Source organism: Pseudomonas sp. MPDS, assembly GCF_013283895.1.
Taxonomy (GTDB): Bacteria; Pseudomonadota; Gammaproteobacteria; order Pseudomonadales; family Pseudomonadaceae; genus Aquipseudomonas; species Aquipseudomonas rhizophila.
This window is the reverse complement of the sequence record NZ_CP054128.1, coordinates 1,194,583-1,219,788: the sequence shown is the minus strand read 5'-3', so window position 1 is coordinate 1,219,788 and position 25,206 is coordinate 1,194,583. Positions and strand designations below refer to the sequence as shown.

19 protein-coding genes and 3 tRNA genes are annotated in these 25,206 nt (G+C 60.6%); 3 read left to right on the top strand and 19 right to left on the bottom strand.

Going from position 1 to position 25,206, the window contains the following annotated elements; translation table 11 throughout:
* Positions 1–112: 112 nt before the first annotated feature.
* The 3 genes from HQ912_RS05305 to ptsP are packed head-to-tail and all read right to left on the bottom strand — an operon-like array spanning position 113 to position 5,675.
* The gene (locus HQ912_RS05305) at positions 113–1,855 is read right to left on the bottom strand and encodes a PTS fructose-like transporter subunit IIB (RefSeq protein ID WP_107321866.1); all 1,743 of its coding nucleotides are present in this window, start codon (positions 1,853–1,855) and stop codon (positions 113–115) included.
* A gap of 14 nt (positions 1,856–1,869) precedes the next feature.
* A complete protein-coding gene (gene pfkB / locus HQ912_RS05300) occupies positions 1,870–2,811 on the bottom strand; it encodes a 1-phosphofructokinase (RefSeq protein WP_047229042.1) in 942 nt (313 codons plus the stop codon).
* Positions 2,811–5,675, bottom strand: a complete 2,865-nt coding sequence (ptsP, locus tag HQ912_RS05295) for a phosphoenolpyruvate--protein phosphotransferase (protein ID WP_047229043.1) — start codon at positions 5,673–5,675, stop codon at positions 2,811–2,813. Before ptsP ends, pfkB begins: the two co-directional genes overlap by 1 nt.
* A gap of 289 nt (positions 5,676–5,964) precedes the next feature.
* On the opposite strand from ptsP, the gene cra reads away from it, so the two are divergent.
* Both cra and HQ912_RS05285 read left to right on the top strand, forming a co-directional pair.
* On the top strand, positions 5,965–6,960 hold the full coding sequence (gene cra, locus HQ912_RS05290) for a catabolite repressor/activator (protein ID WP_047229044.1): 996 nt from the start codon (positions 5,965–5,967) through the stop codon (positions 6,958–6,960).
* A 20-nt stretch (positions 6,961–6,980) separates the two neighbouring features.
* Positions 6,981–7,757 (top strand): TatD family hydrolase, encoded by a 777-nt coding sequence (locus HQ912_RS05285; protein WP_160893423.1) that lies wholly within the window; start codon positions 6,981–6,983, stop codon positions 7,755–7,757.
* Between the two features lie 58 nt (positions 7,758–7,815).
* Here the strand turns inward: HQ912_RS05285 and HQ912_RS28055 are convergent, their stop codons facing one another.
* The 4 genes from HQ912_RS28055 to HQ912_RS05265 all read right to left on the bottom strand — a co-directional run bounded on the left by HQ912_RS28055 (position 7,816) and on the right by HQ912_RS05265 (position 13,788).
* Positions 7,816–8,520 carry a methyl-accepting chemotaxis protein gene (locus HQ912_RS28055; RefSeq protein ID WP_373685061.1) on the bottom strand — a complete coding sequence of 235 codons (705 nt, stop codon included), beginning with the start codon at positions 8,518–8,520 and terminating at the stop codon, positions 7,816–7,818.
* 1,599 nt (positions 8,521–10,119) lie between these two features.
* Positions 10,120–10,956, bottom strand: a complete 837-nt coding sequence (gene ampE / locus HQ912_RS05275; RefSeq protein ID WP_076383532.1) for a regulatory signaling modulator protein AmpE — start codon at positions 10,954–10,956, stop codon at positions 10,120–10,122.
* Positions 10,953–11,513: a 1,6-anhydro-N-acetylmuramyl-L-alanine amidase AmpD gene (gene ampD / locus HQ912_RS05270; protein WP_047229048.1), complete on the bottom strand. Its 561-nt coding sequence runs from the start codon at positions 11,511–11,513 to the stop codon at positions 10,953–10,955. Before ampD ends, ampE begins: the two co-directional genes overlap by 4 nt.
* A 64-nt stretch (positions 11,514–11,577) precedes the next feature.
* Positions 11,578–13,788 carry a DUF1631 domain-containing protein gene (locus HQ912_RS05265; protein ID WP_047229049.1) on the bottom strand — a complete coding sequence of 737 codons (2,211 nt, stop codon included), beginning with the start codon at positions 13,786–13,788 and terminating at the stop codon, positions 11,578–11,580.
* 289 nt (positions 13,789–14,077) lie between these two features.
* Here HQ912_RS05265 and nadC point away from each other — a divergent pair, with 289 nt between their 5' ends.
* Complete coding sequence (gene nadC, locus HQ912_RS05260; protein WP_047229050.1) at positions 14,078–14,926, top strand: carboxylating nicotinate-nucleotide diphosphorylase; 849 nt, start codon at positions 14,078–14,080, stop codon at positions 14,924–14,926.
* 38 nt (positions 14,927–14,964) lie between these two features.
* On the opposite strand, the gene HQ912_RS05255 is transcribed toward nadC, so the two are convergent.
* From HQ912_RS05255 to secG, 12 genes are all read right to left on the bottom strand, one after another.
* Complete coding sequence (locus HQ912_RS05255; RefSeq protein ID WP_047229051.1) at positions 14,965–15,270, bottom strand: DUF6388 family protein; 306 nt, start codon at positions 15,268–15,270, stop codon at positions 14,965–14,967.
* 201 nt (positions 15,271–15,471) lie between these two features.
* Positions 15,472–15,547: transfer RNA gene (locus HQ912_RS05250), tRNA-Thr, on the bottom strand.
* 125 nt (positions 15,548–15,672) lie between these two features.
* Positions 15,673–17,778 carry a polyribonucleotide nucleotidyltransferase gene (pnp, locus tag HQ912_RS05245; RefSeq protein WP_047229052.1) on the bottom strand — a complete coding sequence of 702 codons (2,106 nt, stop codon included), beginning with the start codon at positions 17,776–17,778 and terminating at the stop codon, positions 15,673–15,675.
* A gap of 175 nt (positions 17,779–17,953) precedes the next feature.
* Entirely contained in the window at positions 17,954–18,223 is a 270-nt protein-coding gene (gene rpsO, locus HQ912_RS05240) for a 30S ribosomal protein S15 (RefSeq protein ID WP_024684882.1), read from the bottom strand.
* 142 nt (positions 18,224–18,365) lie between these two features.
* Complete coding sequence (truB, locus tag HQ912_RS05235) at positions 18,366–19,283, bottom strand: tRNA pseudouridine(55) synthase TruB (protein WP_092394915.1); 918 nt, start codon at positions 19,281–19,283, stop codon at positions 18,366–18,368.
* A 3-nt stretch (positions 19,284–19,286) separates the two neighbouring features.
* Positions 19,287–19,688, bottom strand: coding sequence for a 30S ribosome-binding factor RbfA (gene rbfA, locus HQ912_RS05230; RefSeq protein ID WP_003177871.1), 402 nt, complete (start codon positions 19,686–19,688; stop codon positions 19,287–19,289).
* A gap of 159 nt (positions 19,689–19,847) precedes the next feature.
* Positions 19,848–22,370 carry a translation initiation factor IF-2 gene (gene infB / locus HQ912_RS05225; protein ID WP_047229053.1) on the bottom strand — a complete coding sequence of 841 codons (2,523 nt, stop codon included), beginning with the start codon at positions 22,368–22,370 and terminating at the stop codon, positions 19,848–19,850.
* Positions 22,371–22,397: 27 nt separating this feature from the next.
* Entirely contained in the window at positions 22,398–23,879 is a 1,482-nt protein-coding gene (gene nusA / locus HQ912_RS05220; protein WP_047229054.1) for a transcription termination factor NusA, read from the bottom strand.
* Between the two features lie 59 nt (positions 23,880–23,938).
* Positions 23,939–24,397: a ribosome maturation factor RimP gene (gene rimP, locus HQ912_RS05215; protein ID WP_025211790.1), complete on the bottom strand. Its 459-nt coding sequence runs from the start codon at positions 24,395–24,397 to the stop codon at positions 23,939–23,941.
* Positions 24,398–24,537: 140 nt separating this feature from the next.
* Positions 24,538–24,614: transfer RNA gene (locus HQ912_RS05210), tRNA-Met, on the bottom strand.
* A 97-nt stretch (positions 24,615–24,711) separates the two neighbouring features.
* Positions 24,712–24,797, bottom strand: a tRNA-Leu gene (locus HQ912_RS05205).
* A 21-nt stretch (positions 24,798–24,818) separates the two neighbouring features.
* Positions 24,819–25,202: a preprotein translocase subunit SecG gene (secG, locus tag HQ912_RS05200; protein ID WP_047229055.1), complete on the bottom strand. Its 384-nt coding sequence runs from the start codon at positions 25,200–25,202 to the stop codon at positions 24,819–24,821.
* Positions 25,203–25,206 lie beyond the last annotated feature (4 nt).

Sequence of the window (25,206 nt, the reverse complement as noted above, 5' to 3'; positions counted from 1 at the left end):
AGCGAGCCTGCTCGCGATTGCAGAGTATCAGGCAACCCATTGTCGACTGATACACCGCTATCGCGAGCAGGCTCGCTCCCACAGGGAATTTTCATTGTTCAAACTTAAGTGATCAGGCCTTGGCCGGCTCCAACGCCATCTCCACCACTTCCGGCCGCTTGAGCAGCGCATAGGACACCGCCGTCAGCAGGCTCCCCGCCACGATCGCCAGCAAATACAACAACGCGTGGTTGATGGCGTTAGGAATCAGCATCACGAACAGCCCACCGTGAGGCGCCATCAGTTTGCAGCCGAAGTACATCGACAGCGCACCGGTCAGTGCGCCACCGGCGATGCTGGCCGGGATCACCCGCAACGGGTCCTTGGCGGCGAACGGAATCGCCCCTTCAGAGATGAAGCACAGCCCCAGCACCAGCGCCGCTTTACCGGCCTCGCGTTCGGTCTGGGCAAACTTGCGACGGGCGATAAAGGTTGCGATGCCCAGGCCAATCGGCGGCACCATGCCAGCGGCCATGGCCGCCGCCATCGGTGCATAACTTTGCGACGCCAGCAGTCCCACGGAAAACGCATAGGCGGCCTTGTTGATCGGCCCGCCAAGGTCGACACACATCATCGCCCCCAGCAAAACACCCAACAGAATCGCGTTGGTGGTGCCCATGCTGTCGAGGAAATGGGTCAGGCCATCCAGCATACCCGCCACCGGTTTGCCGACGATGTAGATCATCACCAGACCGGTAAACAGGCTCGCCAGCAGCGGGATGATCAGGATCGGCTTGAGCGCTTCCAGGCTCTGGGGCAGGCGCGCGTAGCGGTTGATCGCCTTGGCCGCGTAACCGGCCAGGAAACCGGCGATGATCCCGCCGATGAACCCCGCGCCCAAGGTGCTTGCGAGCATCCCGCCGATCATGCCGGGCGCCAGGCCGGGACGGTCGGCGATGGAATAGGCGATGTAGCCGGCCAGCAACGGCACCATCAGTTTGAACGCGGTGTCACCGCCGATCTGCATCAGCGCCGCCGCCAGCGTGCCGGGCTCCTTGAACGCGGTAATGCCAAACACGAACGACAAGGCGATCAACAGACCACCGGCCACCACCATCGGCAACATGAACGACACGCCGGTCAGCAGGTGCTTATAGACACCGGTCTTCTCCGTTTTTGCCGCAGCACTGGCACCGCCCGACGCGCTTTCCTGGCGGCCTTCGGCAAGCGCCTTGTTCAGCGTGGCTTCGGCCTGCTTCAAGGCAATGCCGGTGCCGCAGCGATAAATTTTCTTGCCGGCAAAACGCTCGGTGGCGACTTCGATGTCGGTGGCCAGCAGCACCACGTCGGCCTCGGCGATGGCCTCGGGGCTCAACGGATTGCGGGCGCCCACCGAGCCCTGGGTTTCCACTTGCAAGTCGTAACCGAGCTTCTTCGCTGCCTGCTGCAACGCCTCGGCGGCCATGAAGGTATGGGCCACGCCGGTTGGGCAAGCAGTGATGGCGACCAGACGAGGAGCCCGCTCAGCCGAAACCGCAGGTGCCTCTTCCAGCACATCCGACTCGACAAAAACCTTGGCCTCTTCGGCGCCGCGACGCAGCACCGAATCGACATCCTGCAAGGCCTGGGCCGGGGTGCTGCGGAACAGACGTTTGCCGACGAACCGCGACATATCCACCGGGCCGCTGGCTACCAGCAACACCCACTCGGCCGCTTCCAGGGTCGCCGCCGATAATTGGCGCTCCGGATGGGCCGCGTCATGGACTTCCACGCTGGTGCTCCAACCCTGGCGCTGGGCTGCCGCGTCCAGCAGGCGGGCGCACAACACACTGGTGACCATGCCGTTCGGGCAGGCCGTCACAATGGCTAATTTCATTCTTGCGAACCCTCTTATTGTTCGGTCAGGGGGCGCACGCGCACGCCCTGTTCAAGCGACGCCAGCAACGCGGTGTCATGGATGCCAAAACCGATCTGCGTCACGGCCATGGCGGCGATGGCCGTGGCGGTGCGCAGGGTCTGTTGCGGCGTATCGGCGCTGAGCAGGCCATGCAGCATGCCGGCCAGCAGCGAATCGCCGGCCCCCACGGTGCTGGCGACAGTGACGCTGGGCGGCGAGGCATGCAGCGCCGAACCGACACTGAACCAGTTCACGCCGTCGGCGCCGTGGGAAATCACCACATGCTCGATGCCTTGGGCGTGCAATCGTTGCGCCGCTTCCGCCTGGGCAAATTCGCTCACCACGTCGCAACCCAGCGCATCGGCCAGTTCCTCGGTGTTTGGCTTGATCAGCCACGGCCCCGCCGCGAGGGCGACGCGCAAGGCTTCGCCGCTGGTGTCGAGGGCCACGTTCAAGCCCAGTGCCTTCAAGCGAATGATCAGCGCCTGCAACCATTGCGGGCTGACGCCCCGGGGCAGGCTGCCCGCCACTACCACGGCATCGTGGCCCGGGGCGATGTGTTCCAGTCGCTCAAGCAACGCTTGCTGCGCGGCGTCATCAACCACCGGGCCTGGACCGTTGAGGTCGGTGATGCGTCCGTCCTGCTCGGCCAGCTTGATGTTGCTGCGGGTCTCCCCTGGGACGCGAATAAAGGCGTCGACAAAACCGCGCTGGGCGAACAGCGTTTCGAATGCCTGGGCGTTGTCTTCACCGAGAAAGCCACTGACGGTCACAGTGTGGCCGAGGTCAGCCAGCACCTGGGCCACGTTCACGCCCTTGCCGGCGGCGTGGCTGTGCATGGCATCGCTGCGGTTGACCTGACCGGGTTCCAGGCGCGCCAGTTCCACCGTGAGGTCGAGCGCCGGGTTGAGGGTCAGGGTAAGGATCTTGGCCATTACAGCGCCTCCACTAATGCGCGCACGTCATTGGCGCTGCCCACGGCCAAGGCCTCTTGGGCGAGGATTTTTACCTGCGCCAGGCTCACTTCGCGTACCCGCGCCTTGACCTCGGCAATGCTGCGTGCCGAAACACTCAGCTCGTCTACGCCCAGGCCCACCAGCACCGGCACCGCCAAAGGGTCGGCCGCCAGCTCACCGCACACGCCGACCCACTTGCCATGCGCATGGGCGGCACGCACGGTGATGTCGATCAGTTGCAGCACCGCCGGGTGCAGGCCGTCAGCCTGAGCCGAAAGGGTTGGGTGACCGCGGTCAATGGCCAGGGTGTATTGCGTCAGGTCGTTGGTGCCGACACTGAAGAAGTCGACTTCCTTGGCCAGCACCGGCGCCAGCAATGCCGCGGACGGCACCTCGATCATGATCCCCAGTTGCAGGTCCGCCACCGGGATCTCCAGGCGCAGGCGCTCGGTCATGTCCCGGGCCTGACGCCACTCATCGACGCTGCCCACCATCGGGAACATGATCCGCAACGGACGGTTGTCGGCAGAACGCAACAAGGCGCGCAATTGCGCTTCCATGACCTGCGGACGTTGCAAGGTCAGGCGAATGCCTCGCACGCCGAGAAACGGGTTTTCCTCTTTCGCGATCGGCCAGTACGGCAGCGGTTTGTCGCCGCCCACATCGAGGGTACGCACCACCAGCGGTCGCCCGGCCAGGCCATCGAGCACCTTGCGGTATTCGGCTTCCTGAGTCGCTTCATCGGGAGCCTGGGTATGAGCCATGAAAATCAGTTCGGTGCGCAACAGGCCAATGCCTTCGGCGCCCTGCTCCACCGCACTGGTGACACCGGCGCTCTCGCCAATGTTGGCGAACACTTCCACGGCGTGACCGTCACGGGTCAGCGCCGGTTGATGACGTTGTTCGGCTGCGACCTTGAGACGTTGCTCACGGGTGTCGCGCTCTTCGGTGGCCCGCTGCAGCGTAGGCGCGTCGGGGTCCACGTGCAGGCGACCGCGCTGGCCGTCCAACAACAGTGAAGTGCCCGGCGCCAGCAGCAACACCGCCGCACCGGCCCCCACCAGCGCCGGGATCCCCAGGGCTCGGGCGACGATGGCACTGTGGGCGGTGGCGCCGCCGCGCGCGGTGAGAATCCCCGCTACGCGGGCGGGATCCAGACGGGCGACGTCGGACGGGCCAACCTCGTCCATCACCAGAATGTAAGGTTGCTCGGGTTCGCTCGGGGTTTCGACGCCGCACAATTGCGCCAGCACACGCCGACCGACGTCCCGCAGGTCGGCGGCACGTTCGGCGAGCAGTGCATCCTGCAGCGCTTCCTGTTCTTTGGCAGCCGCTTCGATCACGCCCATCCACGCCGCTTGCGCACTCTCGCCCAGCTTCAATCGAGTGTCGACCTCATCGGTCAGCGCCGGGTCGTCGAGCATCTCCTGATGGGTGATAAAGATTTCGCGGATGGCCTTGGCCTTGGCGCGTTCGACCAGACCTTCGATGTCGCGGCGCACTTGGTTCAAGGCGTTTTGCAAGCGCTCACGCTCGATGGCCGCTGATTCGCCGCGCAATGGATACTCGAAGGCCTGCAACACCTGGATGTGGGCCGGGCCGATGGCAATGCCCGGAGCGGCGGCAACGGCCTGGATCAAGCTGCCGGATTCAGGCGCCAGCACGACGGCAGCAACCTCGGCCATGGTGGTTTGCTGTGGCGCACTCGGTGGCGGCAGCGGCTCGACTTCTTCGCCAAGGCCCTCTTCGATGGCGGCCAGCAGCGCCGGCAAGGCGTCAGCGGCGATGCTCGGTTCGGCGATGAACTCCAGGACCTGGCCGCGACGAGCGCCCAGGCTCAGCAATTTGCTCAGGCTCTTGACCGACACGGCGCTGTCCTGGCCGTCGACGATGCGCACGCGGATCTCGCCTTCGAAGCTTTTCGCCAGTTGCGCGAGGATCTTCGCCGGACGCGCGTGCAAACCATGGGCATTGGCTAGGCCGATGCGGGCGCTGGGCCAATCGGCGGGCAGTTCGCCGCCCAACACTTCCAGCACCTTGCGGCTGCTGGTGGCGCGCCCCAGTTCATGGCCGCGGCCTTCGATCAACAACGCGCAGAGCCTTTCGAGCAAAGCCTGGTGAGCCTCGCCGAGGCTGGCGAGACAGAACAGACCGCTCAAGGGCTGACCGAGGTAACGGATGGGCTTGTCCGGCGTGACGAAGGCCAGGCCCGGACGCTTGACCGTCTGTTCGCTGTGCAGCCACCACAGGCCATCGCCCAATGGCAGCGCCTCGACCTGCTGCAACACTCCAGCAAAGCCGTTGCTCACACAGTCTGCCTGGCGCAGCAGACGGGCACCGCGCCAGACCAGCTCTTCGAAATCGTCGGCCGACACGCCGAGGCCGATCATCTGCGCATCCAAGGCCAGTTCCTGTGGCGCGCCTTGCAGCAGCTTCAACAGCGCTTCGGCCGAACCTGCGCGGCGCAGGGCCTGGCCCAGGTCGGTCTCGCCGAGGGCGCGGGTCAGCAGTTGCAAAAGACGCAAGTGTTCGTCGGACTTGGCCGCGATACCGATCGCCAGGTAAACGATCTGACCGTCACCCCAGTCCACACCGTCGGGGAACTGCAACAGACGCACACCGGTGGAGTACACAAGATCGCGGGTTTGCGGGGTGCCGTGGGGGATGGCAATACCTTGGCCAAGAAAGGTCGAGCCCTGGGCCTCGCGAGCCTGCAAGCCGGCCAGGTAACCCTCGGCTACGAGGCCATCGGCCACCAGTTTGTCAGCGAGCAATTGCAGCGCGGCGTCTTTATCCACAGCCGTCTGGGCCATGGATATCTGCTCTAGAGTGAGCTCGAGCATGCTTTCTCCTTTTTGGCGTCGGGTTGGCGCCAGGTATTGTTTTGAATGAATCAGCTTAGCGTTACAGGACGGCATTTGGCGCTATCGCGGCAGACGGGCCAAAAAATCCTGCTAACCTTGAAAATACGCCTGCTGAAACGTTTAATCTAGAAAGATTGGCACGTTACTCGATAATCTCTCATCCTTGAAGTGCAACTTGTCGCCGCTGTCGCGACAGTAACCGTCGTCCTGAATCGGGTAGGATGCCCCTCATTGTCGGGGCAAACTCGAAAAAACAAGGAAAACCGGGTTGAAACTCAGTGATATCGCCCAGTTGGCCGGTGTGTCCGTGACCACCGCCAGCTATGTCATCAATGGCAAGGCCGAACAGCAACGCATCAGCAGCGCCACCGTCGAACGTGTACGCGCCGTGGTCGAGGAGCATGGCTTCACGCCCAACCCCCAGGCTGCCGGGTTGCGCAGCCGGCATACGCGCACGCTGGGTTTCATCCTGCCGGACCTGGAAAACCCCAGTTACGCCCGCATCGCCAAACTGCTGGAACAGGGTGCCCGAGCGCGGGGCTATCAATTGCTGATCGCCAGCTCCGACGATGCGCCCGAGAGCGAACGGCAACTGTTGCAACTGTTCCGCGCCCGACGTTGCGATGCGCTGATTGTCGCCAGTTGCCTGCCTGCCGGGGACGACAGTTATCGCCAGTTACAGGCCAAGGGTATCCCGATCATCGCCATCGACCGGGTGATGGAGCCTGCGCACTTCTGCTCGGTGATCAGCGATGACCGCCAGGCCAGCCTGCAACTGACCCGTAGCCTGCTGGAAACCAATCCCCGCCAGATCGCGCTGATCAGCGCCCGGCCCGAATTGAGCATCAGCCAGGAACGCACCGCCGGGTTCAACGAAGCCCTGGCCGGGTTCGAAGGCCAGGTGCTGATCGAGCACGGCGAGTCGTTCAGCCGTGAATGCGGTCGCCAGTTGATGGACGAATTGCTCGCGCGACTGGGGCACCTGCCTGATGCGTTGATCACCACCTCCTATGTGCTGCTGCAAGGGGTGTTCGACGCCCTGCACGACTTCCCGCTCAAGTCGCGCCCACTACGGTTGGGCACCTTTGGTGATACGCAACTGCTGGACTTCCTGCCGCTGCCGGTCAACGCCATGTCCCAGCAGCACCAACTGATCGCCGACAAAGCCCTGGCGCTGGCCCTGGCCGCCATCGAAAACGATGATTACCAACCCGGTGTGCAGGCCATCCCACGCACGTTCAAGCAGCGCATTCATCAGGGCTGAGCATTCTTCAGGATTGAAGCATGGAACTGATCGATACCCACACCCATCTGGATTTCCCCGACTTCGATGCGGATCGCCCGGCGCTGCTGGCCGAAAGCCGCGCCTTGGGCGTGCGGCAGATGGTGGTGCTGGGGGTGTATCGGGATAACTGGCAACGGGTGTGGGATCTGGTGCAAAGCGACCCGGACCTGCACGCCGCGCTGGGCCTGCATCCAGTGTATCTCGACCAGCATCGCCCCGATGATCTGGGGCAATTGCGCCAATGGCTGATCCGCCTGGCTGGGCATCGGCAGTTGTGTGCGGTGGGGGAAATCGGTCTGGACTACTTCATCCAAACCCTGGATCGGGAGCGCCAGCAGGCATTGTTCGAGGCGCAACTGCAACTGGCGGCGGAATTCCAATTGCCGGCGCTGATCCATGTGCGCCGCAGCCACGCCGCCGTGATCGCCACCCTCAAGCGCATTGACCTCAAGCGCGGGGGGATTATCCACGCCTTCGCCGGCAGTTTTGAGGAGGCTCGCGAGTACATCAAGCTCGGCTTCAAGCTCGGCCTTGGTGGCGCCGCCACTTGGCCTCAGGCCCTGCGCATGCATCGGGTACTGGCAAAACTGCCGCTGGACGCGGTGGTGCTGGAAACCGATTCGCCGGACATGGCCCCGGCGATGTTCCCCGGCCAACGCAACAGCCCGGCGCATTTACCGGCCATTTGTGAAGCACTGGCTGGGATCATGACAATCAGCCCTGAGCAGCTGGCAGAGGCCAGCACGGCCAACGCCCGCCAATTGTTCAATTGGTGACCCCCTGTGGGAGCGGGCTTGCTCCCACATCGGATCGGTGGTGAGCACCATCCTTTAACTACACCCGAAACGCATTAATCAACTGCTTGAGCTGCACCACCTGGGCGGACAACTCACGGCTGGCGTCCTCGGTCTGGTGCGCCCCTTCGGCGGTGCGTTCACCGGCGCGATTGATCTCGACGATGTTCTGGTCGATGTCATGGGCCACGGCCGTCTGCTGCTCCACCGCTGCAGCGATCTGCTGGTTCTGGTCGACGATCATGCCGACGGCGCCGAGGATATTTTCCAGCGCCTGCTGGACCTTTTCCGACTGCCCCACCGTGCCACTGGCCATCTCATGGCTGGTGCCCATGGCTTTGACGGCAGCACCCACACCGCCGTGCAGGCGGGTGATCATTTCTTCGATTTCTTCGGTCGATTGCTGGGTGCGCTTGGCCAGGGTCCGCACTTCGTCAGCCACCACCGCGAAACCGCGCCCCTGCTCTCCGGCCCTTGCGGCTTCGATCGCGGCGTTGAGCGCCAGCAGGTTGGTCTGTTCGGCAATGCTCTTGATCACGTCCAGCACACGACTGATGGCCTGGCTGTCAGTCGCCAGTTGATTGATCACCTGCACCGACTGATCGATCTCGCTGGCCAAGCGCACGATGCTGCTCTGTTGCGACTCCACCAGCCCGCGCCCGCTGAGGGTTTCGTCGTTCACGCTGTGGGCGCTACTGACCGCCGCGGCGGCGCTACGAGCCACTTCCTGGGCGGTGGCCGACATCTGGTTCATCGCCGTGGCGACCAGTTCGATCTGGCTGCGCTGCCCGGACACGGCCTGGTTGCTCTGGGCCGACACCGCCTCCACCTGCCCGGCCTGGCGCTCGACCTCGGCAACGGTCCGGCCGACCTGTTCGATCAGGTCATGGATCTTCGCCACCGTGCCATTGAACACTTCACCCAACTCCCCCAACTCATCCTTGCTGCGCGCCACGAAGTTGACCGTCATGTCGCCCGCTGCGACCTTGTCCATCATCTCGCCGAGATGTTTGAGTGTGGTGCGGGTTGAGGCGTAGAAACCGGCGTACAGGTAAAAGATCAGCAGAAATACGGCGACCAGCGCAACGGCTTGCAGCACCATGTGGCTGCGGTTCTGCTCCAGGCGATGCTGCAACTGAACATCCAGAAAACCCAGGGTTACGTCGTTCAGTCGGTAGGTTTGCTCCATCAGACTGCTGACCTGCTCGTAAAACGGCAGCCATGGAGCATCCAGCGTGTCAGCCATCACCACCTGATCTTCGATCAGCTCACCGGCTTTCTTCAAGGTTGCCTTGCTGCCTTCGGCCTGACTGGCAAGCGCCTGCTCGGCCGCCTGGCTGGAACCCAGGGCGTCCTGAAGCTTGAGGTCATATTCACCCTGCAGCTTTTCGATTTGCCCCAGCAACTCGTCGAACCGGGTGCTCGACGCCGAATTGAGAAAGCCCAGGCCCAGGGACGCAGCGCCCAGCGCACGGCCTTCACCGAGGGTTTGGGTCACGTTGGGGGTCACGCTGATGATCAATTCGCTCAGTTGGCGGATGTCGCCCTGGTTGTCGCGGCTCAGGCCAGCCTGGCTGGCGATGATTTGACTGAACATCTGCGCGCTGTTGAGCAGCTTGCCAATCAGTGCGCTTTTGCTTTGCAGGGAGCGCTCGGCCTGCTGGGCCTTGAAAGCGGCAATCATTTCGTCGCGCTTGGCATCGAAGGCGCTGACCTGTTCAGGATCGACGGCCATGGCTTTCAAGCTCTGCAACCGCGCCAGCACCTGCTTTTCAAGGGTGCCGATCTTCGCTTCCACGTCCCCGGCCTTGCCGGACTGACCGAGGCTGGCATTGATCTGCACCAGATTGTTCAGGGTTTCCAGGTCGCGCCGCAGGGTCAGGCTGTTGCCCAGCAGATCGAGGCTTTGCAGCTCCACTTGCGTGCCCTGGAATTCGCGATAGGAATCGCGCACCAAAAAGAAATTGGTCACCAGCATCGGCAGCAGGAACAACACGCTGATCAGGCTGAACTTCATGCCGAAGCTCAGGCGGTTCATCAGCGCGACGGCGGGCCAGAGCAAACTCTTCACAAGGAAGTCTCCCGGTTGTATTTCTTGTTTTTATGGGCAGGCGCACAGAGACAGCAGATAGCCACTATTTGGGCGCTGTCCCTGTATAGCCTAAATCGGCGGGAAGATTTGTAACTTAAGGTTAACGACGAGCCGTGGCACGGTTCTTGTGGCGAGGGGATTTATCCCCGCTGGGGCGCGAAGCGGCCCCTAGCTATCTTAAAGCCCGCAATCAATGGGGCTGCTGCGCATCCCAGCGGGGATAAATCCCCTCGCCACAGAGCGTGCGTTTGCCTAAGCCAGCACTGTCCACAGTGCAAACCCGGCATACCAGAGCACCGCCGCACGCAACAACAGCTCCCACAGCCGATCCAGGCTGTTGATGCCGTCCGGGCCCGCGACAGGGTCGGGAATCTCGCCGGCCACCAGCCCGACCTTGCCGATCAGGTCTGCTGCGCTGATGTTCCAGTTCAGCAACTCATGCAGCATGACCCGGCTGACTGCCACGAAGTTGCCCACCAGGGCGAAGCTCGCGGTCAGCAACCGCACCGGCACCCAATCGAAGGCATGGCGCAACTGCGTCGCCCGCTCGGCCACGCCGGGGTTCTGACTGTGCTCGGCGGCCAGCGCCAGCAGGCGATAGCTCAGCGCCGCGACCGGCCCCAGCAGGAAATACCAGAAAATCACCGCGAAAAAACTCTGATAGGCCTGCCACAGCAGATGCCCCTGGACCCGCTCCAGCAACTGCTCGCCGCTATCGGCCTCGATATTCAGGTCGCGCTTGGCCACATGGTCGGCCGCTTGCAGGTCTTCCCGTCGCCAGGCGTCACGAAACGGCCCCAGGTCAGCGAGCAGATCCCCTCGACCGAGGCTGTAAATCACCACCAGCAGATGCACCGGTAGTGCCAGCAGACCATAGGCCACCGGCTCCAATACCCACAGTAACAAGGCCAGTAGCGCCACGGGCAGCAGGACCAGCACAACCAGCACCAGCCAGGGCCGGTTGACCCAGCGTGGGTTCGTCTCGAGTTTGTTCAGTTCGCGCAGCCAACCGCCGTCACGCTGGACCCGATGGCGCAACGCCGAGAATTTCTCGATCCAGATCGCCAGCAGCAGCACCAGAAAACTCATTGCCCTTCCCCTTCTATCAAGGCAGCGCGGTAGCGCGCCCAGTCGAATGCCGGTCCCGGATCGGTCTTGCGACCCGGGGCGATGTCGCTGTGCCCGCAGATGCGCTGCAGCGTGATCGCCTTGAACGCCGCCTGCAACTGCCGGGTCAGGCAGACCAATGCGGCATATTGCGCGTCAGTGAAGGGCAGATCGTCGGTGCCTTCCAGCTCGATGCCCAGGGAAAAATCGTTACACGTCTCCCGCCCTTCAAAGCACGAAACGCCCGCGTGCCAGGCACGATCCAGACAGGAGACAAACTGGGTAATCGCGCCGTCACGCTCGATCAGAAAATGCGCAGACACACGCAGATCGGCGATACCGGCAAAATAGGGGTGTTGCGTGACATCCAGACGATTCTGGAAAAACTCCTGCACCTTGCCCGTGGAAAACTGTGCCGGCGGCAGGCTGATGTTGTGGATCACCAGCAGTGAAATTTCGCCTTCGGGGCGCGCATTGAAGTTGGGTGATGGGCAATGCCGCACGCCATCGCACCAACCACTGGCGGGGTCCAACTGCATACAGGTTCCTTCGATGACGTCAGTGAATGCCGCCAGTATGCCGCGATCGGCCCTGGCTGTGCGATCACTTGCCGCGATTGAGCTGACGCAGATTGCCCAGCACCGATTCCAGCGCCCGGTCGAACAGCAAGGTGTCGTCCAACAGACGCGCCGTCCCTCGGCGAAATTCCAGGGCCAGGCTGGTGCGGCTGTGCTCCAGCACTTTGAGGCCCGTGCGGTTGACGAAGACATATTTGCCGGTGGCCTCGATGATCGCCGCCAGTTTGCAACGCAGGCTGTTGTCATCGTCCTCCTGGAACTCAACCCAGCTTCCCAATCGCAACTGATCGACCTGAAGCAGGCCCACATCATCGGCCGGCAAGTGCACCGCCGCACTGTCTTCCGGGGCCTTTTGAGCGGTGCGCAGGACAATTTTCTCCGAAACCTGGACCATGACCGGCGAATTGAACGACTGGGTTTGTTCCGTTGCCTGTCCCATGCGTTCGAGGGCCAGCACGTGGAGGGTTTCCAGCTCGCTGAAAAACTCGCTGGTGGCAAACGGGTCGAACGCCGAACGGCTCAGGCCTTCACGCAAGGCTTTGAGCAGCTGCGGCACTATCGTCAGCAAGCGCAGGCCGGCATCCGGTTCTTCGTGATGCTGGACGCTCCAGATCAGTTCTTCCAGCGTCAAAACGTCGGCCTGCCACTCGGCTGAATATTTGCCGTGCTTGAAGCAGGTCAGCAATAACACCTGGCTCCAGGCGTGCTGCACGAACTCCACCACCGCTTGCGGCAACACTTTGCCCAGCATGACCTGGTTCAGCACGCCTTCGACGCGCAGGCGCGCCAGTTCGGCCTTGGCCCGACCTTCTTCGGCGTCACGAATACGCTGTTCGAGCAATTCGCTGCGACGTCTTTCATCGCTGGTGAAGGCCAGGAAATCGGCCAGCAATTCAGAGAAGATCGCCGGGTCATCGACAAAGTCATTCAACAACCGCTGCACCACCTGTTCGATGCGCAGATAGAGGCTGTCGCGCTGATGGTCGTCGCAATCGCCCCAGCCGGTGGCAGCAGCGGCGATTTCATTGAGCAGCCGTCGGGCCGGATGATTGCCCCGACTGAAAAAGCTCTTGTCCTGCACCGCAACCTTGAGCATCGGAATCTGCAGACGGCCGATCAACGCCTTGAAGGAGTCCGGCAGGTTATGGTCGTCGAGGATGAATTCAAACATCATCGAGATCAGGTTGATCACGTCTTCATCGGCGTCGTCGACCACCCGCGACTTGCCGCTTCTGACGCTGACCCGGGTCAGCAGCTGTTCGAGTTGGCTGCGCAGGTCGAACTCATCCTCGATGGCAGGCGCCGGCACGTACTGCTGCAAATGGGAGAGCAGGCGCAGCAAATCACGGGTCGAGATCGGTTGAGCCGGTGCGCTGGCCTCCAGAGTCGGGGCCACGCTGCCACGCACCTGCATCAATAGTTTCTGCAACGCAGCAAATACTTCCTGCACGCTGTCATCGACTTCGGCGGCCTTGGGGCCGGCACTTTCAGTCTTGGTACGCGGGGCCTCATCGGCGCGATCCGACGCTCGTCGCGAGGGTGAAATCTTGAGATCCGGCAGGATGCCCGTAGCGGCCAGCAACTGGTTGGCCTCGGTATACAGTTGATCGCACTCGCTGAGCACATAGCGCTCGAACAATTTGAGCAGGATCAGCTTGACCTTGATCTCCACCCCCAGGTTGCGACCGGCCTGTAGAAAGTTTTCACACAGCAGCGCCGGGCTCAAAGGGTTCTGCTGGTTTGCCAGCGGCCTGGTGAGCAAGACGCTGAGCCGTGCAGTCAGCTGCTCAAGAGCCACGCTATCGCGACTGAGCACACGGGTGACCATGGCCTCCACCGCCAGATGACGCTCCAGGTCATCATGCGTGCGCTGAACCTGAGGGCCGGAGGTATGGGTCGGCGCCAAGGTGGCTTGGGTCGGGTCGTATTGGGCGAGGCTGACGAACGCTTCGAAAAACTGCTCGATAAATTCGCGCTCAATGCTTTTGCGCTTGAGGCGCAAGTCCCGCATGGCTTCGAAGAACAGGTTCTGATCGACATCGTTGCGCGCCCGATCGGCCATTTCAAACAGCGTGTCGTCGGCATTGTCGAACAGCCCCTGCAAACCAAGGCGCAACTGCTGGGCGGCCTTGTCGCGCACCTGAAGCAGAATCACAGGCAGGCGGGCGAGCGGCGAACGGTTCGCCTGATCGGTAGAAACCTTGTGCAAGGGCACTACATTCCCGTCGTTGTGCATCCTGGTCTCCTGAAAGGGTGCTCTTGCGCTCGAAACGTCAAAGCCATGACGTCAATCGAAAGGCGGATTATCTGGTAAAAGAACCCGGTCATGCCAGCAGACTCTGTGACCCAGGTCGAAATACTCCGCAATAAGTGACCGGACAATCGGGGAAATGTTGCGAGGATGCGACCAAATGCAGGTTTCGATGCCTGGCGCAGACGTCCGGCGCCGTCCCCCCATAAGGAACATTGTTTGTGAGACAAGCCACTGGCCCTATAATCGGGCCACTTTGTTTGTGGAGCCCGTTATGCCGAATCTACGTCTCGCCGATCTGACCGCCGAAATCGAGGCCAACGTGCGCCGCGCGTTGCTCGAAGACATCGGCAGCGGCGACATCACCGCGCAACTGATCCCCGCCGAACGCCTGGCCAAAGCCACCATCATTACCCGGGAAGCCGCAGTCATCAGCGGCACGGCCTGGGTCGATGCCGTGTTCCGGCAACTGGATCCGCGCGTCGCCGTGCATTGGCAAGTACGCGATGGCGACCGGGCAAGCCCCGACCAGGCGCTGTTCCACCTCGAAGGCCCGGCCCGCTCGCTGCTGACCGGCGAACGCAGCGCGCTGAACTTTCTGCAGATGCTTTCTGGCGTGGCCACCCGGGCCCGCTACCTGGCCGACTTTGTGGCCGACACCCAGGTCAAGCTGCTGGACACTCGCAAAACCCTCCCTGGGCTGCGCCTGGCCCAGAAGTACGCCGTCACCTGTGGCGGTTGCCATAACCACCGCATCGGCCTCTACGATGCCTTCCTGATCAAGGAAAACCACATCGCAGCCTGCGGCGGCATCGCCCAGGCCATTGCCGCCGCCCACAAGATCGCACCGGGCAAACCGGTGGAAATCGAAGTGGAAAGCCTGACTGAATTGAAAGAAGCGCTGGCGGCCAATGCCGACATCATCATGCTCGACGAACTGAGCCTGGATGACATGCGCGAAGCCGTACGCCTGAACGGCGGCAAGGCGAAGCTGGAGGCCAGCGGCGGGATCAACGAAAGCACGTTGCGCCCGATTGCCGAGACCGGGGTGGATTACATCTCGATCGGGGCAATGACCAAGGATGTGAAAGCGGTGGACCTGTCGATGCGGCTCAGTCTCTGACAACAAAAAACGCCAGCCTCAAAAGGCTGGCGTTTTTATCAGACCACCAGATTATTCATCTCGCAGTATTCATCCCATTCCACACCCAGTACCTCGGCCGCTTCCTTGTGCAAGGCAAGGCGCTGTTCCTCGAACTCTTCAGGTGTGCTGGTGTACTTGAGCGTCAACTCCCAAGGCTGTAATCCCTGGGCTTCGGCCTCATCCTCGAACGCCCACTGGATCTGGTCTTTTTGATCGTCGGCGCTCAGGTCCTTGATCTCTTCGAGCAACTGGGGCGCATCCAGCACGTACTTCTTCAGTGCTTCTTCGTGTCTGGCTTCCTGGGTCAATGCTTTAGCAGTCATGGCGTTCTCGTTGATCTGGGGAATGGAAGATGGATCTGGATCATCAAGGATCTCTCTGACGCAAAAAACCGTGTGAAGCCCGGTTTATCTGGCCTTCAGAACCATTCGGGGATCATCTGAAAACAAATGTGTGTGCTTTTTGGGACAAGGGAATCCTAACAGAGACACAAGCCTGTGCAACAACCGCAAGTGAGAAGAACCTGGTGCCCGAGACAGGAATCGAACCTGCGACCTTCGCGTTACGAGTGCGCTGCTCTACCGGCTGAGCTACACGGGCGGTGGGCTAAACCTAGCACTGAGCTTATGGCCAGGCAACCTGCGACACGGTGATTTCCCGCACACAGCAAAACGCCCCGAACCAGTCGGGGCGTTTGCTTGTTCAGCGGCTAAGCGAGGGGGTGATTAAACGCCCGACGCCTTGGCTGCCGCTACGTCCTTGATGGACAGCTTGATACGACCGCGGTTGTCCACGTCCAGTACCAGCACTTCCACTTCCTGACCTTCTTTGAGGATGTCGGTCACTTTCTCGACGCGAGCATCGCTCAGCATGGAGATGTGAACCAGACCGTCCTTGCCCGGCAGGATGTTGACGAACGCGCCGAAGTCGACGATGCGCTCAACCTTGCCCACGTAGATCTTGCCGATCTCGGCTTCTGCGGTGATGCCCAGGACGCGCTGACGTGCTGCTTCTGCCGCTTCCTTGGTTTCGCCGAAGATCTTGATCGAGCCGTCGTCTTCGATGTCGATCGAAGCCTTGGTTTCTTCACAGATCGCACGGATGGTCGCGCCGCCTTTACCGATGACATCACGGATTTTGTCGGTGTCGATTTTCATCGCGATCATGGTCGGAGCGTTTTCCGACAACTCGGTACGCGACTGACCAATGATCTGGTTCATCTGGCCGAGGATGTTCAGGCGCGCTTCCAGGGCTTGGCCCAGGGCGATTTCCATGATCTCTTCGGTGATGCCTTTGATCTTGATGTCCATCTGCAGTGCGGTCACGCCTTTGGCGGTACCGGCCACTTTGAAGTCCATGTCGCCCAGGTGGTCTTCGTCACCCAGGATGTCGGTCAGGACGGCGAACTTCTCGCCTTCTTTCACCAGACCCATGGCGATACCGGCAACCGGAGCCTTCATCGGCACACCGGCGTCCATCAGGGCCAGGGAAGCGCCGCAGACCGAAGCCATGGAGCTCGAACCGTTGGACTCGGTGATTTCCGATACCACGCGAATGGTGTACGGGAACACGTCAGCGGCTGGCAGCATGGCCTGGACCGAACGACGGGCCAGACGGCCGTGACCGATTTCGCGACGACCGGCGCCACCCATGCGACCACACTCGCCCACCGAGAACGGAGGGAAGTTGTAGTGCAGCATGAACGGGTCTTTTTTCTCGCCTTCCAGGGTGTCCAGCAGTTGCGCGTCACGGGCGGTGCCCAGTGTTGCAACGACCAGGGCCTGGGTTTCGCCACGGGTGAACAGCGCCGAACCGTGGGTCTTTGGCAGAACGCCGACTTCAATGTTCAGCGGACGCACGGTGCGAGTGTCGCGACCGTCGATACGTGGCTTGCCGTTGACGATGTTTTCGCGAACGGTGCGGTATTCGATTTCACCGAAAGCGGCTTTGACTTCAGCGGCAGTCGGCTGGCCTTCTTCACCGGACAGCTTGGCAACTACCTGGTCTTTCAGCTCACCCAGGCGCGCATAACGGTCGGCCTTGACGGTGATGGTGTAAGCCTGGGAGATCGCTTCGCCGAACTCGGCACGGATCGCGCCCAGCAGTTCGGTGGCTTCGGCTTGTGGAGCCCAGGTCCAGGTTGGCTTGGCGGCTTCGGCGGCCAGTTCCTTGACGGCGTTGATCACCACCTGGAACTCGTCGTGGGCGAACAGTACAGCGCCCAGCATCTGGTCTTCGGTCAGCTCTTTGGCTTCGGATTCAACCATCAGCACTGCTTCGGAAGTACCGGCCACGACCATGTCCAGGCTCGAAGCTTTCAGTTGCTCGTAGGTCGGGTTCAGCAGGTAGCCGGTGCTTTCGTGGAACGCAACACGGGCAGCGCCGATCGGACCATCGAAAGGAATGCCGGAGATCGCCAGCGCGGCCGAAGTACCGATCATCGCAGCGATGTCCGGATCAGTCTTCTTGCTGGTGGAAACGACGGTGCAGACAACCTGCACTTCGTTCATGAAGCCTTCTGGGAACAGCGGACGGATCGGACGGTCGATCAGTCGGGAAGTCAGGGTTTCCTTCTCGGAAGGACGGCCTTCGCGCTTGAAGAAACCGCCAGGGATCTTACCGGCAGCGTAAGTCTTTTCCTGGTAGTGGACAGACAGAGGGAAGAAGCCCTTGCCTGGATCGGCTTGCTTGGCACCGACAACGGTCACCAATACGCTGACGTCGTCGTCAACGGTGACCAGCACTGCGCCGGAGGCCTGACGGGCGATACGGCCAGTCTCGAGGGTAACGGTCGACTGACCGAACTGGAATTTTTTGATTACCGGGTTCACGGTGTCCTACCTTCTTTGTGGCTCTTGGGGAACTTGTCTTCTTGCGAAATTCTTGGGCAGTGCGGGGAATCGGCCCAACGACTGTCCAGATAAAACTTGAGGCTGGGAGCCTGCCGGCTGCCGGCGCAAAACGCAGGCAACAGGCAGACAACCAACCTCATAGCGCAATCGCTGATTAGCGACGCAGACCCAGGCGACCGATCAAGGTGCTGTAACGACTTACGTCCTTACCCTTGAGGTAATCCAGCAGCTTACGACGCTGGTTTACCATGCGGATCAGACCACGACGGGAGTGGTGATCTTTACCGTTGGCCTTGAAGTGACCCTGCAGTTTGTTGATGTTGGCGGTCAGCAGTGCAACTTGCACTTCTGGCGAACCAGTATCACCAACAGCTTGCTGGTAGTCGGTCACGATCTGAGCTTTTTCTTCAACGCTGAGTGCCATGTGGCTTTCCTCTTGTAAGGTACCGTTCCCAAGGAAACCGTACCAACAGGCCAGGGACAAATCCCTGTATCTATAAATGAGTAGTGACCGTGCCTGTTAACAGCCACACTCGCCAACCTGCTGTTACACAGGCTGGTTCCGGTCATTCCGACCGAATCAGTCGACGCGGCGCAATGCGCCCGTCTTCGCTCACTTCACCGATACCGATGAAGCGGCCATTGTGATCCTGTACCCGTACCATGCCGAACTTCGGTGCATCCGGAGCACGTACCGGTTGGCCGTTGAGCCAGTAGAACGCGCTGTGCTCGGAGAACTGCAACAGTGGCCAGTCCAGCAGGCCGCTGTCCGATGGCATCAGGAAACGGTCAACCGCTTCGTTGCCGCCTTCGGCATGTACCGCTTCGAGCTCTTCCAGCGTGACCGTCTGGGCCAGCGTGAAAGGTCCGGCCTGGGTCCGTCGCAGTTCGGCCACGTACGCACCACAGCCGAGCTTTTCACCAATATCCTCCACCAGGGTGCGGATATAGGTGCCTTTGCTGCAATCGACTGCCAGCCGCGCAGTATTACCGTCAAAGGCCAGCAATTCCAAGCGCGCAATAGTAACAGAACGCGGTTCACGCTCCACTACTTCGCCTGCACGGGCCAGCTTGTATAACGGCTGGCCATCACGCTTGAGAGCAGAGTACATCGGCGGTATCTGGCTGATTTGTCCGCGAAAACCCGGCAACACAGCCTCGACATCAGCCTGACCAACGGTCACCGGTCGCTCCAGCAACACCTCACCTTCGGCGTCCGCCGTGGTGGTGGTCTTGCCCAGTTGCGCCAGGGTTTCGTAACCCTTGTCCGAATCGAGCAAATACTGAGAGAACTTGGTCGCCTCGCCAAAACACAGTGGCAACACGCCGGTAGCCAGCGGATCAAGGCTGCCGGTGTGCCCGGCTTTCTCGGCATTGAGCAGCCAGCGAACCTTCTGCAACGCCGCATTGGAGGTGAACCCCAGCGGTTTGTCGAGCAGGATGATGCCGCTGACGTTACGGCGGATACGTTTGACCTGAGCCACCGATTACTCCTTGGTGTCTTCGGGTTCAGCCGCAACCGGGTGCTGACTGTCTTCAGCCACGGCGCGCTCGATCAGGGCCGACAGATGCGCGCCCCGCACGACGCTTTCGTCGTAGTGGAAGTGCAACTGTGGAACGCTGCGCAGCTTCATCTCCCGGGCCAACTGCATCCGCAGGAAACCGGCAGCCGAGTTGAGCACCTTGATGCTTTGGGCGATTTCTTCGGCGCTGTCCTGCCCCATCACGGTGATGAAAATCTTTGCATGACCGACGTCACGGCTGACTTCCACTGCGGTAATGGTGACCAGGCCGACGCGCGGGTCTTTGACTTCGCGACGGATCAGTTGGGCCAGCTCGCGCTGCATCTGATCGCCGATTCGTTGGGTACGGCTATATTCTTTTGCCATGTCTTGTTACCTGTTACTGCCCCACGGTCAAACCCGTGAGGTCTGAAAGCGGCAAACGCCCGGCCTGACAAAAGCCAGACCGGGCGTTGCGTTTAGAGTCCGCCTGAGAGGCAGCGCATGTTCATGCAACTGCCCGGTGCGGCTCTTGAAGTACGCGAGTCAGAGGCTGCGAGCAACCTGGACCTTCTCGAAGACTTCGATCTTGTCGCCGACCTTGACGTCGTTGTAGCTCTTGACGCCAATACCGCATTCCATGCCAGCGCGGACTTCCGAAGCGTCATCCTTGAAGCGGCGCAGGGATTCCAGCTCGCCTTCGAAGATAACGATGTCTTCACGCAGTACACGGATTGGACGGTTACGGTGAACGACACCTTCGATCACCATGCAACCGGCGATCGCGCCAAACTTCGGCGAACGGAACACGTCACGCACTTCAGCGGTACCCAGGATGTTCTCGCGAACATCGCTGCCCAACATACCGGTCAGGGCTTTCTTGACGTCTTCGATGATGTCGTAGATCACGTTGTAGTAACGCATATCCAGACCTTCCTGCTCGACGATCTTGCGAGCGCCGGCATCGGCACGCACGTTGAAGCCAAACAGTACAGCGTTGGAGGCCAGTGCCAGGTTGGCGTCGGATTCGGTGATACCACCGACACCGCCACCGACCACGCGCACTTGCACTTCGTCGTTACCCAGGCCATTCAAGGCGCCGTTCAACGCTTCCAGCGATCCACGGACGTCGGATTTGAGGACGATGTTGAGCGTCTTCTTCTCTTCCTGACCCATGTTCTCGAAGATGTTTTCCAGCTTGCCGGCGTGAGCACGAGCCAGTTTGACTTCGCGGAACTTGCCTTGACGGAACAGAGCCACTTCACGGGCTTTCTTCTCGTCAGCCACAACGCTCATCTCGTCGCCAGCGTCCGGAGTGCCGTCCAGGCCGAGGATCTCGACCGGGATAGCAGGACCTGCTTCCTTGATGGGCTTGCCGTTCTCGTCGAGCATGGCGCGCACGCGGCCATAGTTCGAACCGACCAGCACCATGTCGCCCTGGCGCAGGGTACCGTCTTGAACCAGAACGGTCGCAACCGGGCCACGGCCCTTGTCGAGACGCGATTCGACGACCACGCCACGGCCAGGAGCCGAAGGTGTAGCAGTCAGTTCCAGAACCTCGGCTTGCAACAGAACGGCTTCGAGCAGTTCGTCAACGCCGGTACCCATCTTCGCAGAGACCGGTACGAATGGAGTGTCGCCACCCCACTCTTCGGAAGTCACGCCGTGAACCGACAGTTCGCTACGGATGCGATCGAGATCGGCGCCCGGCTTGTCGATCTTGTTCACCGCAACCACCAGAGGGACGCCAGCTGCCTTGGCATGCTGAACGGCTTCGATGGTTTGTGGCATCACGCCGTCGTCCGCTGCTACCACCAGGATCACGATGTCGGTCGCTTTGGCACCACGGGCACGCATTGCGGTAAACGCAGCGTGACCCGGGGTGTCGAGGAACGTCACCATGCCGCGGTCGGTTTCAACGTGGTAGGCGCCGATGTGCTGGGTGATACCACCCGCCTCGCCTGCCGCAACCTTCGCACGACGGATATAGTCGAGCAGGGAGGTTTTACCGTGGTCAACGTGGCCCATTACGGTCACGACCGGAGCACGGGAAACCGCCTCGCCTTCAAACTTCAGGGACTCGGCCAGGGAATCTTCCAGGGCAGTGTCGCTGACCAGGGTCACTTTGTGGCCCAGCTCTTCAGCAACCAGTTGGGCAGTTTCCTGATCCAGTACCTGGTTGATGGTGGCCGGCGTACCCAGCTTGAACATGAACTTGATGATTTCAGCAGCCTTGACCGACATCTGCTGGGCCAGATCGCCCACAGTGATGGTCTCGCCGATTTTCACTTCACGCACGACAGGGCCGGTAGGGCTCTGGAAACCGTGGGCGTTGCGTTTCTTCAGCTTGGCCTTGCCGCGACCGCCACGACGGAAGCCATCGCTTTCTTCGTCGGTGGTACGTGGCGCAACGCGTGGTGCTGGCGCCTTTTCCTTGACCGAAGCACGATGAGGAGCGTTTTTGCGCTCGCCATCGCCACTGCCCCGACGGTTGTCGTCGGCACGTGGTTTGTCCGGACGACGCTGTTCGTCGCGCTTGCGGGTATCGGCCGCAGGTGCTGGAGCGGGTGCCGGGACCGGCGCGCTTTCACGCACAGGCTCGGCTGCCGGGGCTGGAGCCGCAACGGCTTCGGCCGGAGCGGATTGCGCAGCAGCAGGCTGGCGACGCGCTTCTTCTTCGGCGCGACGCTTGGCTTCTTCTTCAGCCTTCTGACGTGCAGCATTTTCTACTGCGCGACGTTCTTCCAGTTCGCGTTTGCGCTCGGCTTCGATTTCTTCCGGGCTGCGCTGTACGAAGACTTTCTTCTTGCGTACTTCAACGCTGATGCTTTTGCTACCGGCAACACGCAGGGTGCTGGTGGTTTTACGCTGCAGAGTGATCTTGCGCGGTTCCTCCACTTTCGCCTTGTGACTGCTCTTCAAGTGAGTCAGCAGGGACTGCTTCTCACTGTCGGTCACATGTTCCTCGGCGGCGGTGTGCGGCAGACCTGCCTCACGCATCTGCTGCAACAGGCGCTCTACCGGTGTTTTGACCTCATCGGCCAGTTGTTTCACCGTGACTTGCGTCATGCACTTCTCTCCTCAGGCCGCGCCTAATTACTCGAACCAGTGGGCTCGGGCGGCCATGATCAACTTGCCGGCACGATCATCGTCAATGCCGTCGATGTCGAGCAGATCGTCAATAGACTGCTCGGCCAGGTCTTCGCGGGTAATTACGCCGCGCACCGCCAGTTCCATCGCCAAATCCTTGTCCATGCCCTCAAGCGAGAGCAGGTCTTCGGCCGGATGGGCGTCTGCCAGCTTTTCCTCAGTAGCGATGGCTTTGGTCAACAAACGATCCTTGGCCCGAGCGCGAAGCTCGTTGACGATGTCCTCGTCAAAGCCGTCGATGTTGAGCATTTCCTCCACCGGTACGTAGGCAATCTCTTCCAGGCTGGTAAAGCCTTCATCCACCAGCACCTGCGCCAGTTCTTCATCGACTTCAAGCTCTTCGATGAAGTTGCGCAGGATATCGCCGGTTTCAGCTTGCTGCTTAGCCTGGATGTCCGATTCGGTCATCACGTTCAGTGTCCAGCCAGTCAATTGGCTAGCCAGACGCACGTTCTGACCACCGCGACCGATGGCCTGAGCGAGATTGTCTGCGCCAACGGCGATGTCCATTGCATGGGCATCTTCGTCGACGATAATTGCCGCCACTTCAGCAGGCGACATGGCGTTGATCACGAACTGAGCCGGGTTGTCGTCCCACAGGACGATATCCACACGCTCGCCGCCCAACTCGCCGGATACGGCCTGGACACGCGAACCACGCATGCCAATGCAGGCACCTTGCGGGTCGATGCGCTTGTCCTTGGAGCGGACCGCGATCTTGGCACGCGAACCCGGATCACGGGAGGCGGCCATTACTTCGATCAGGCCTTCAGCAATTTCCGGCACTTCGATGCGGAACAACTCGATCAGCATTTCCGGCGCGGTACGCGACAGGATCAGCTGCGGGCCCCGGTTCTCGGTGCGGATTTCCTTGAGCAGCGCACGCAGTCGCACGCCAACCCGGAAAGTTTCGCGAGAAATGATGTCTTCACGAGCCAGCAACGCTTCAGCGTTGTTGCCCAGGTCGACAATCACGTTGTCGCGGGTGACTTTCTTCACGGTGCCGGAGATGATTTCACCCAGGCGCTCGCGATAAGCATCGACGACTTGCGCACGCTCGGCTTCGCGAACTTTCTGCACAATGACCTGCTTGGCGGTCTGCGCAGCAATACGACCGAACTCGATGGATTCGATCTTCTCTTCGACTACATCACCTACCTTGGCGCCAGGATGCGTTTCTGCAACCTTGCTTGGCCAGGTTTCGATAGCCGGATCGTCCAGGTCGGCTTCTTCGACGACCGTCCAGCGACGGAAAGTCTCATAGGCACCGGTGTGGCGATTGATTTCCACACGCAAATCAACTTCGTCTTCAAACCGCTTCTTGGTAGCAGTGGCCAGAGCCAGCTCCAGCGCTTCAAAAATAACGTTAGCCGGTACGCCCTTTTCATTGGATACCGACTCAACAACCAGCAGTACTTCTTTGCTCATCGTACGCCTCGCCTTTCGCAAGCCATTGGATCCGCGGGATCCGCAGTATCTGGCACGTATCAGTCAAAACTGGGAATAATGTTGGCCTTGTCGATCATATCGATCGGCAACAGGAACTCATGGTCTTCTACCTGCACCACGACATCCTGCTCTTCTACACCGCGCAGAAGGCCTTGAAAGTTGCGTCGACCCTCGAAGGGCGAGCGCAGCTTGATCTTCACTTGTTCACCGGCAAACGAAGCGAACTGTTCAAGGGTGAACAGAGGGCGTTCCATGCCAGGCGAGGAAACTTCAAGGGTGTATTCGGAAGTGATTGGATCTTCGACATCCAATACACCGCTGATCTGACGGCTGACGATGGCGCAGTCATCCACCAATACGCCGCCTTCCTTATCGATATAAACGCGCAACAGTGAGTGGCGACCTTGAGCCGAAAACTCAATACCCCAGCATTCATAGCCAAGGGCCACGACCACCGGGGCCAACAAGGCCTGCAACTGTTCTAGCTTGCTCGACACCTGAACCCCCTCGTGCATGTTTGTGCATGCTGTGCAAATAAAAAAAAATGGGCGAATAGCCCATCCCTGAAACGCCGTTGAACAGCGGCGTTATAAAGTGTCCAGCTAACAAAAAGCCCCTTGGAAGGGGCCCCTGAAACTGGTTGCGGGAGCCGGATTTGAACCGACGACCTTCGGGTTATGAGCCCGACGAGCTACCAGACTGCTCCATCCCGCGACAAAGCTGGGGCGGAAGTATACGACCGATCCCTTACAGGGTCAATGTAACCCTTCCACCTACAAGAAAGCCCGCAATCGCGGGCTCTCCTGATAATTGGTACCGAGAAGGGGACTCGAACCCCTACACCCTATGGGCACAACCACCTCAAGGTTGCGTGTCTACCAATTCCACCACCTCGGCAATACAGCGTTTGAAACCTTCTTACTTCTGCTCTTGAGCTGGAGGCACGTCAGTCGCCGGATTGGCCGACTGTTGCTCTTGAAGCACCGGTACATCATCAGAAGCCGGTTGTTGCTTTGGTACTTCCAACACTGCTGGATTTGGCAAACCTACTTGAGTCAGCTCTTGAGCCTTCTCTTTAGCAAAGTAACCTAACCCCAAGCTGGTTATGAAGAAACCGGCGGCAAGTATAGCAGTAAACTTACTAAGAAAGGTAGAGGAACCTTGGCTTCCGAACACAGTATTTGAAGCACCTGCACCGAAAGACGCACCAGCATCCGCACCTTTACCCTGCTGCAGCAATACCAGGGCAACTACACCCAATGCACCCAGCAGATGAAAAACGACTACGACTGTTTCCAGCATTTTT

Bases quoted from the DNA above. Each gene is read 5' to 3' on its own strand.
- HQ912_RS05305 (WP_107321866.1), bottom strand. From the start codon at position 1,855: ATGAAATTAGCCATTGTGACGGCCTGCCCGAACGGCATGGTCACCAGT.
- pfkB (WP_047229042.1), bottom strand. From the start codon at position 2,811: ATGGCCAAGATCCTTACCCTGACCCTCAACCCGGCGCTCGACCTCACG.
- ptsP (WP_047229043.1), bottom strand. From the start codon at position 5,675: ATGCTCGAGCTCACTCTAGAGCAGATATCCATGGCCCAGACGGCTGTG.
- HQ912_RS05285 (WP_160893423.1), top strand. From the start codon at position 6,981: ATGGAACTGATCGATACCCACACCCATCTGGATTTCCCCGACTTCGAT.
- HQ912_RS28055 (WP_373685061.1), bottom strand. From the start codon at position 8,520: ATGTCGGCCACCGCCCAGGAAGTGGCTCGTAGCGCCGCCGCGGCGGTC.
- ampE (WP_076383532.1), bottom strand. From the start codon at position 10,956: ATGAGTTTTCTGGTGCTGCTGCTGGCGATCTGGATCGAGAAATTCTCG.
- ampD (WP_047229048.1), bottom strand. From the start codon at position 11,513: ATGCAGTTGGACCCCGCCAGTGGTTGGTGCGATGGCGTGCGGCATTGC.
- HQ912_RS05265 (WP_047229049.1), bottom strand. From the start codon at position 13,788: ATGCACAACGACGGGAATGTAGTGCCCTTGCACAAGGTTTCTACCGAT.
- nadC (WP_047229050.1), top strand. From the start codon at position 14,078: ATGCCGAATCTACGTCTCGCCGATCTGACCGCCGAAATCGAGGCCAAC.
- HQ912_RS05255 (WP_047229051.1), bottom strand. From the start codon at position 15,270: ATGACTGCTAAAGCATTGACCCAGGAAGCCAGACACGAAGAAGCACTG.
- rpsO (WP_024684882.1), bottom strand. From the start codon at position 18,223: ATGGCACTCAGCGTTGAAGAAAAAGCTCAGATCGTGACCGACTACCAG.
- rbfA (WP_003177871.1), bottom strand. From the start codon at position 19,688: ATGGCAAAAGAATATAGCCGTACCCAACGAATCGGCGATCAGATGCAG.
- infB (WP_047229053.1), bottom strand. From the start codon at position 22,370: ATGACGCAAGTCACGGTGAAACAACTGGCCGATGAGGTCAAAACACCG.
- nusA (WP_047229054.1), bottom strand. From the start codon at position 23,879: ATGAGCAAAGAAGTACTGCTGGTTGTTGAGTCGGTATCCAATGAAAAG.
- secG (WP_047229055.1), bottom strand. From the start codon at position 25,202: ATGCTGGAAACAGTCGTAGTCGTTTTTCATCTGCTGGGTGCATTGGGT.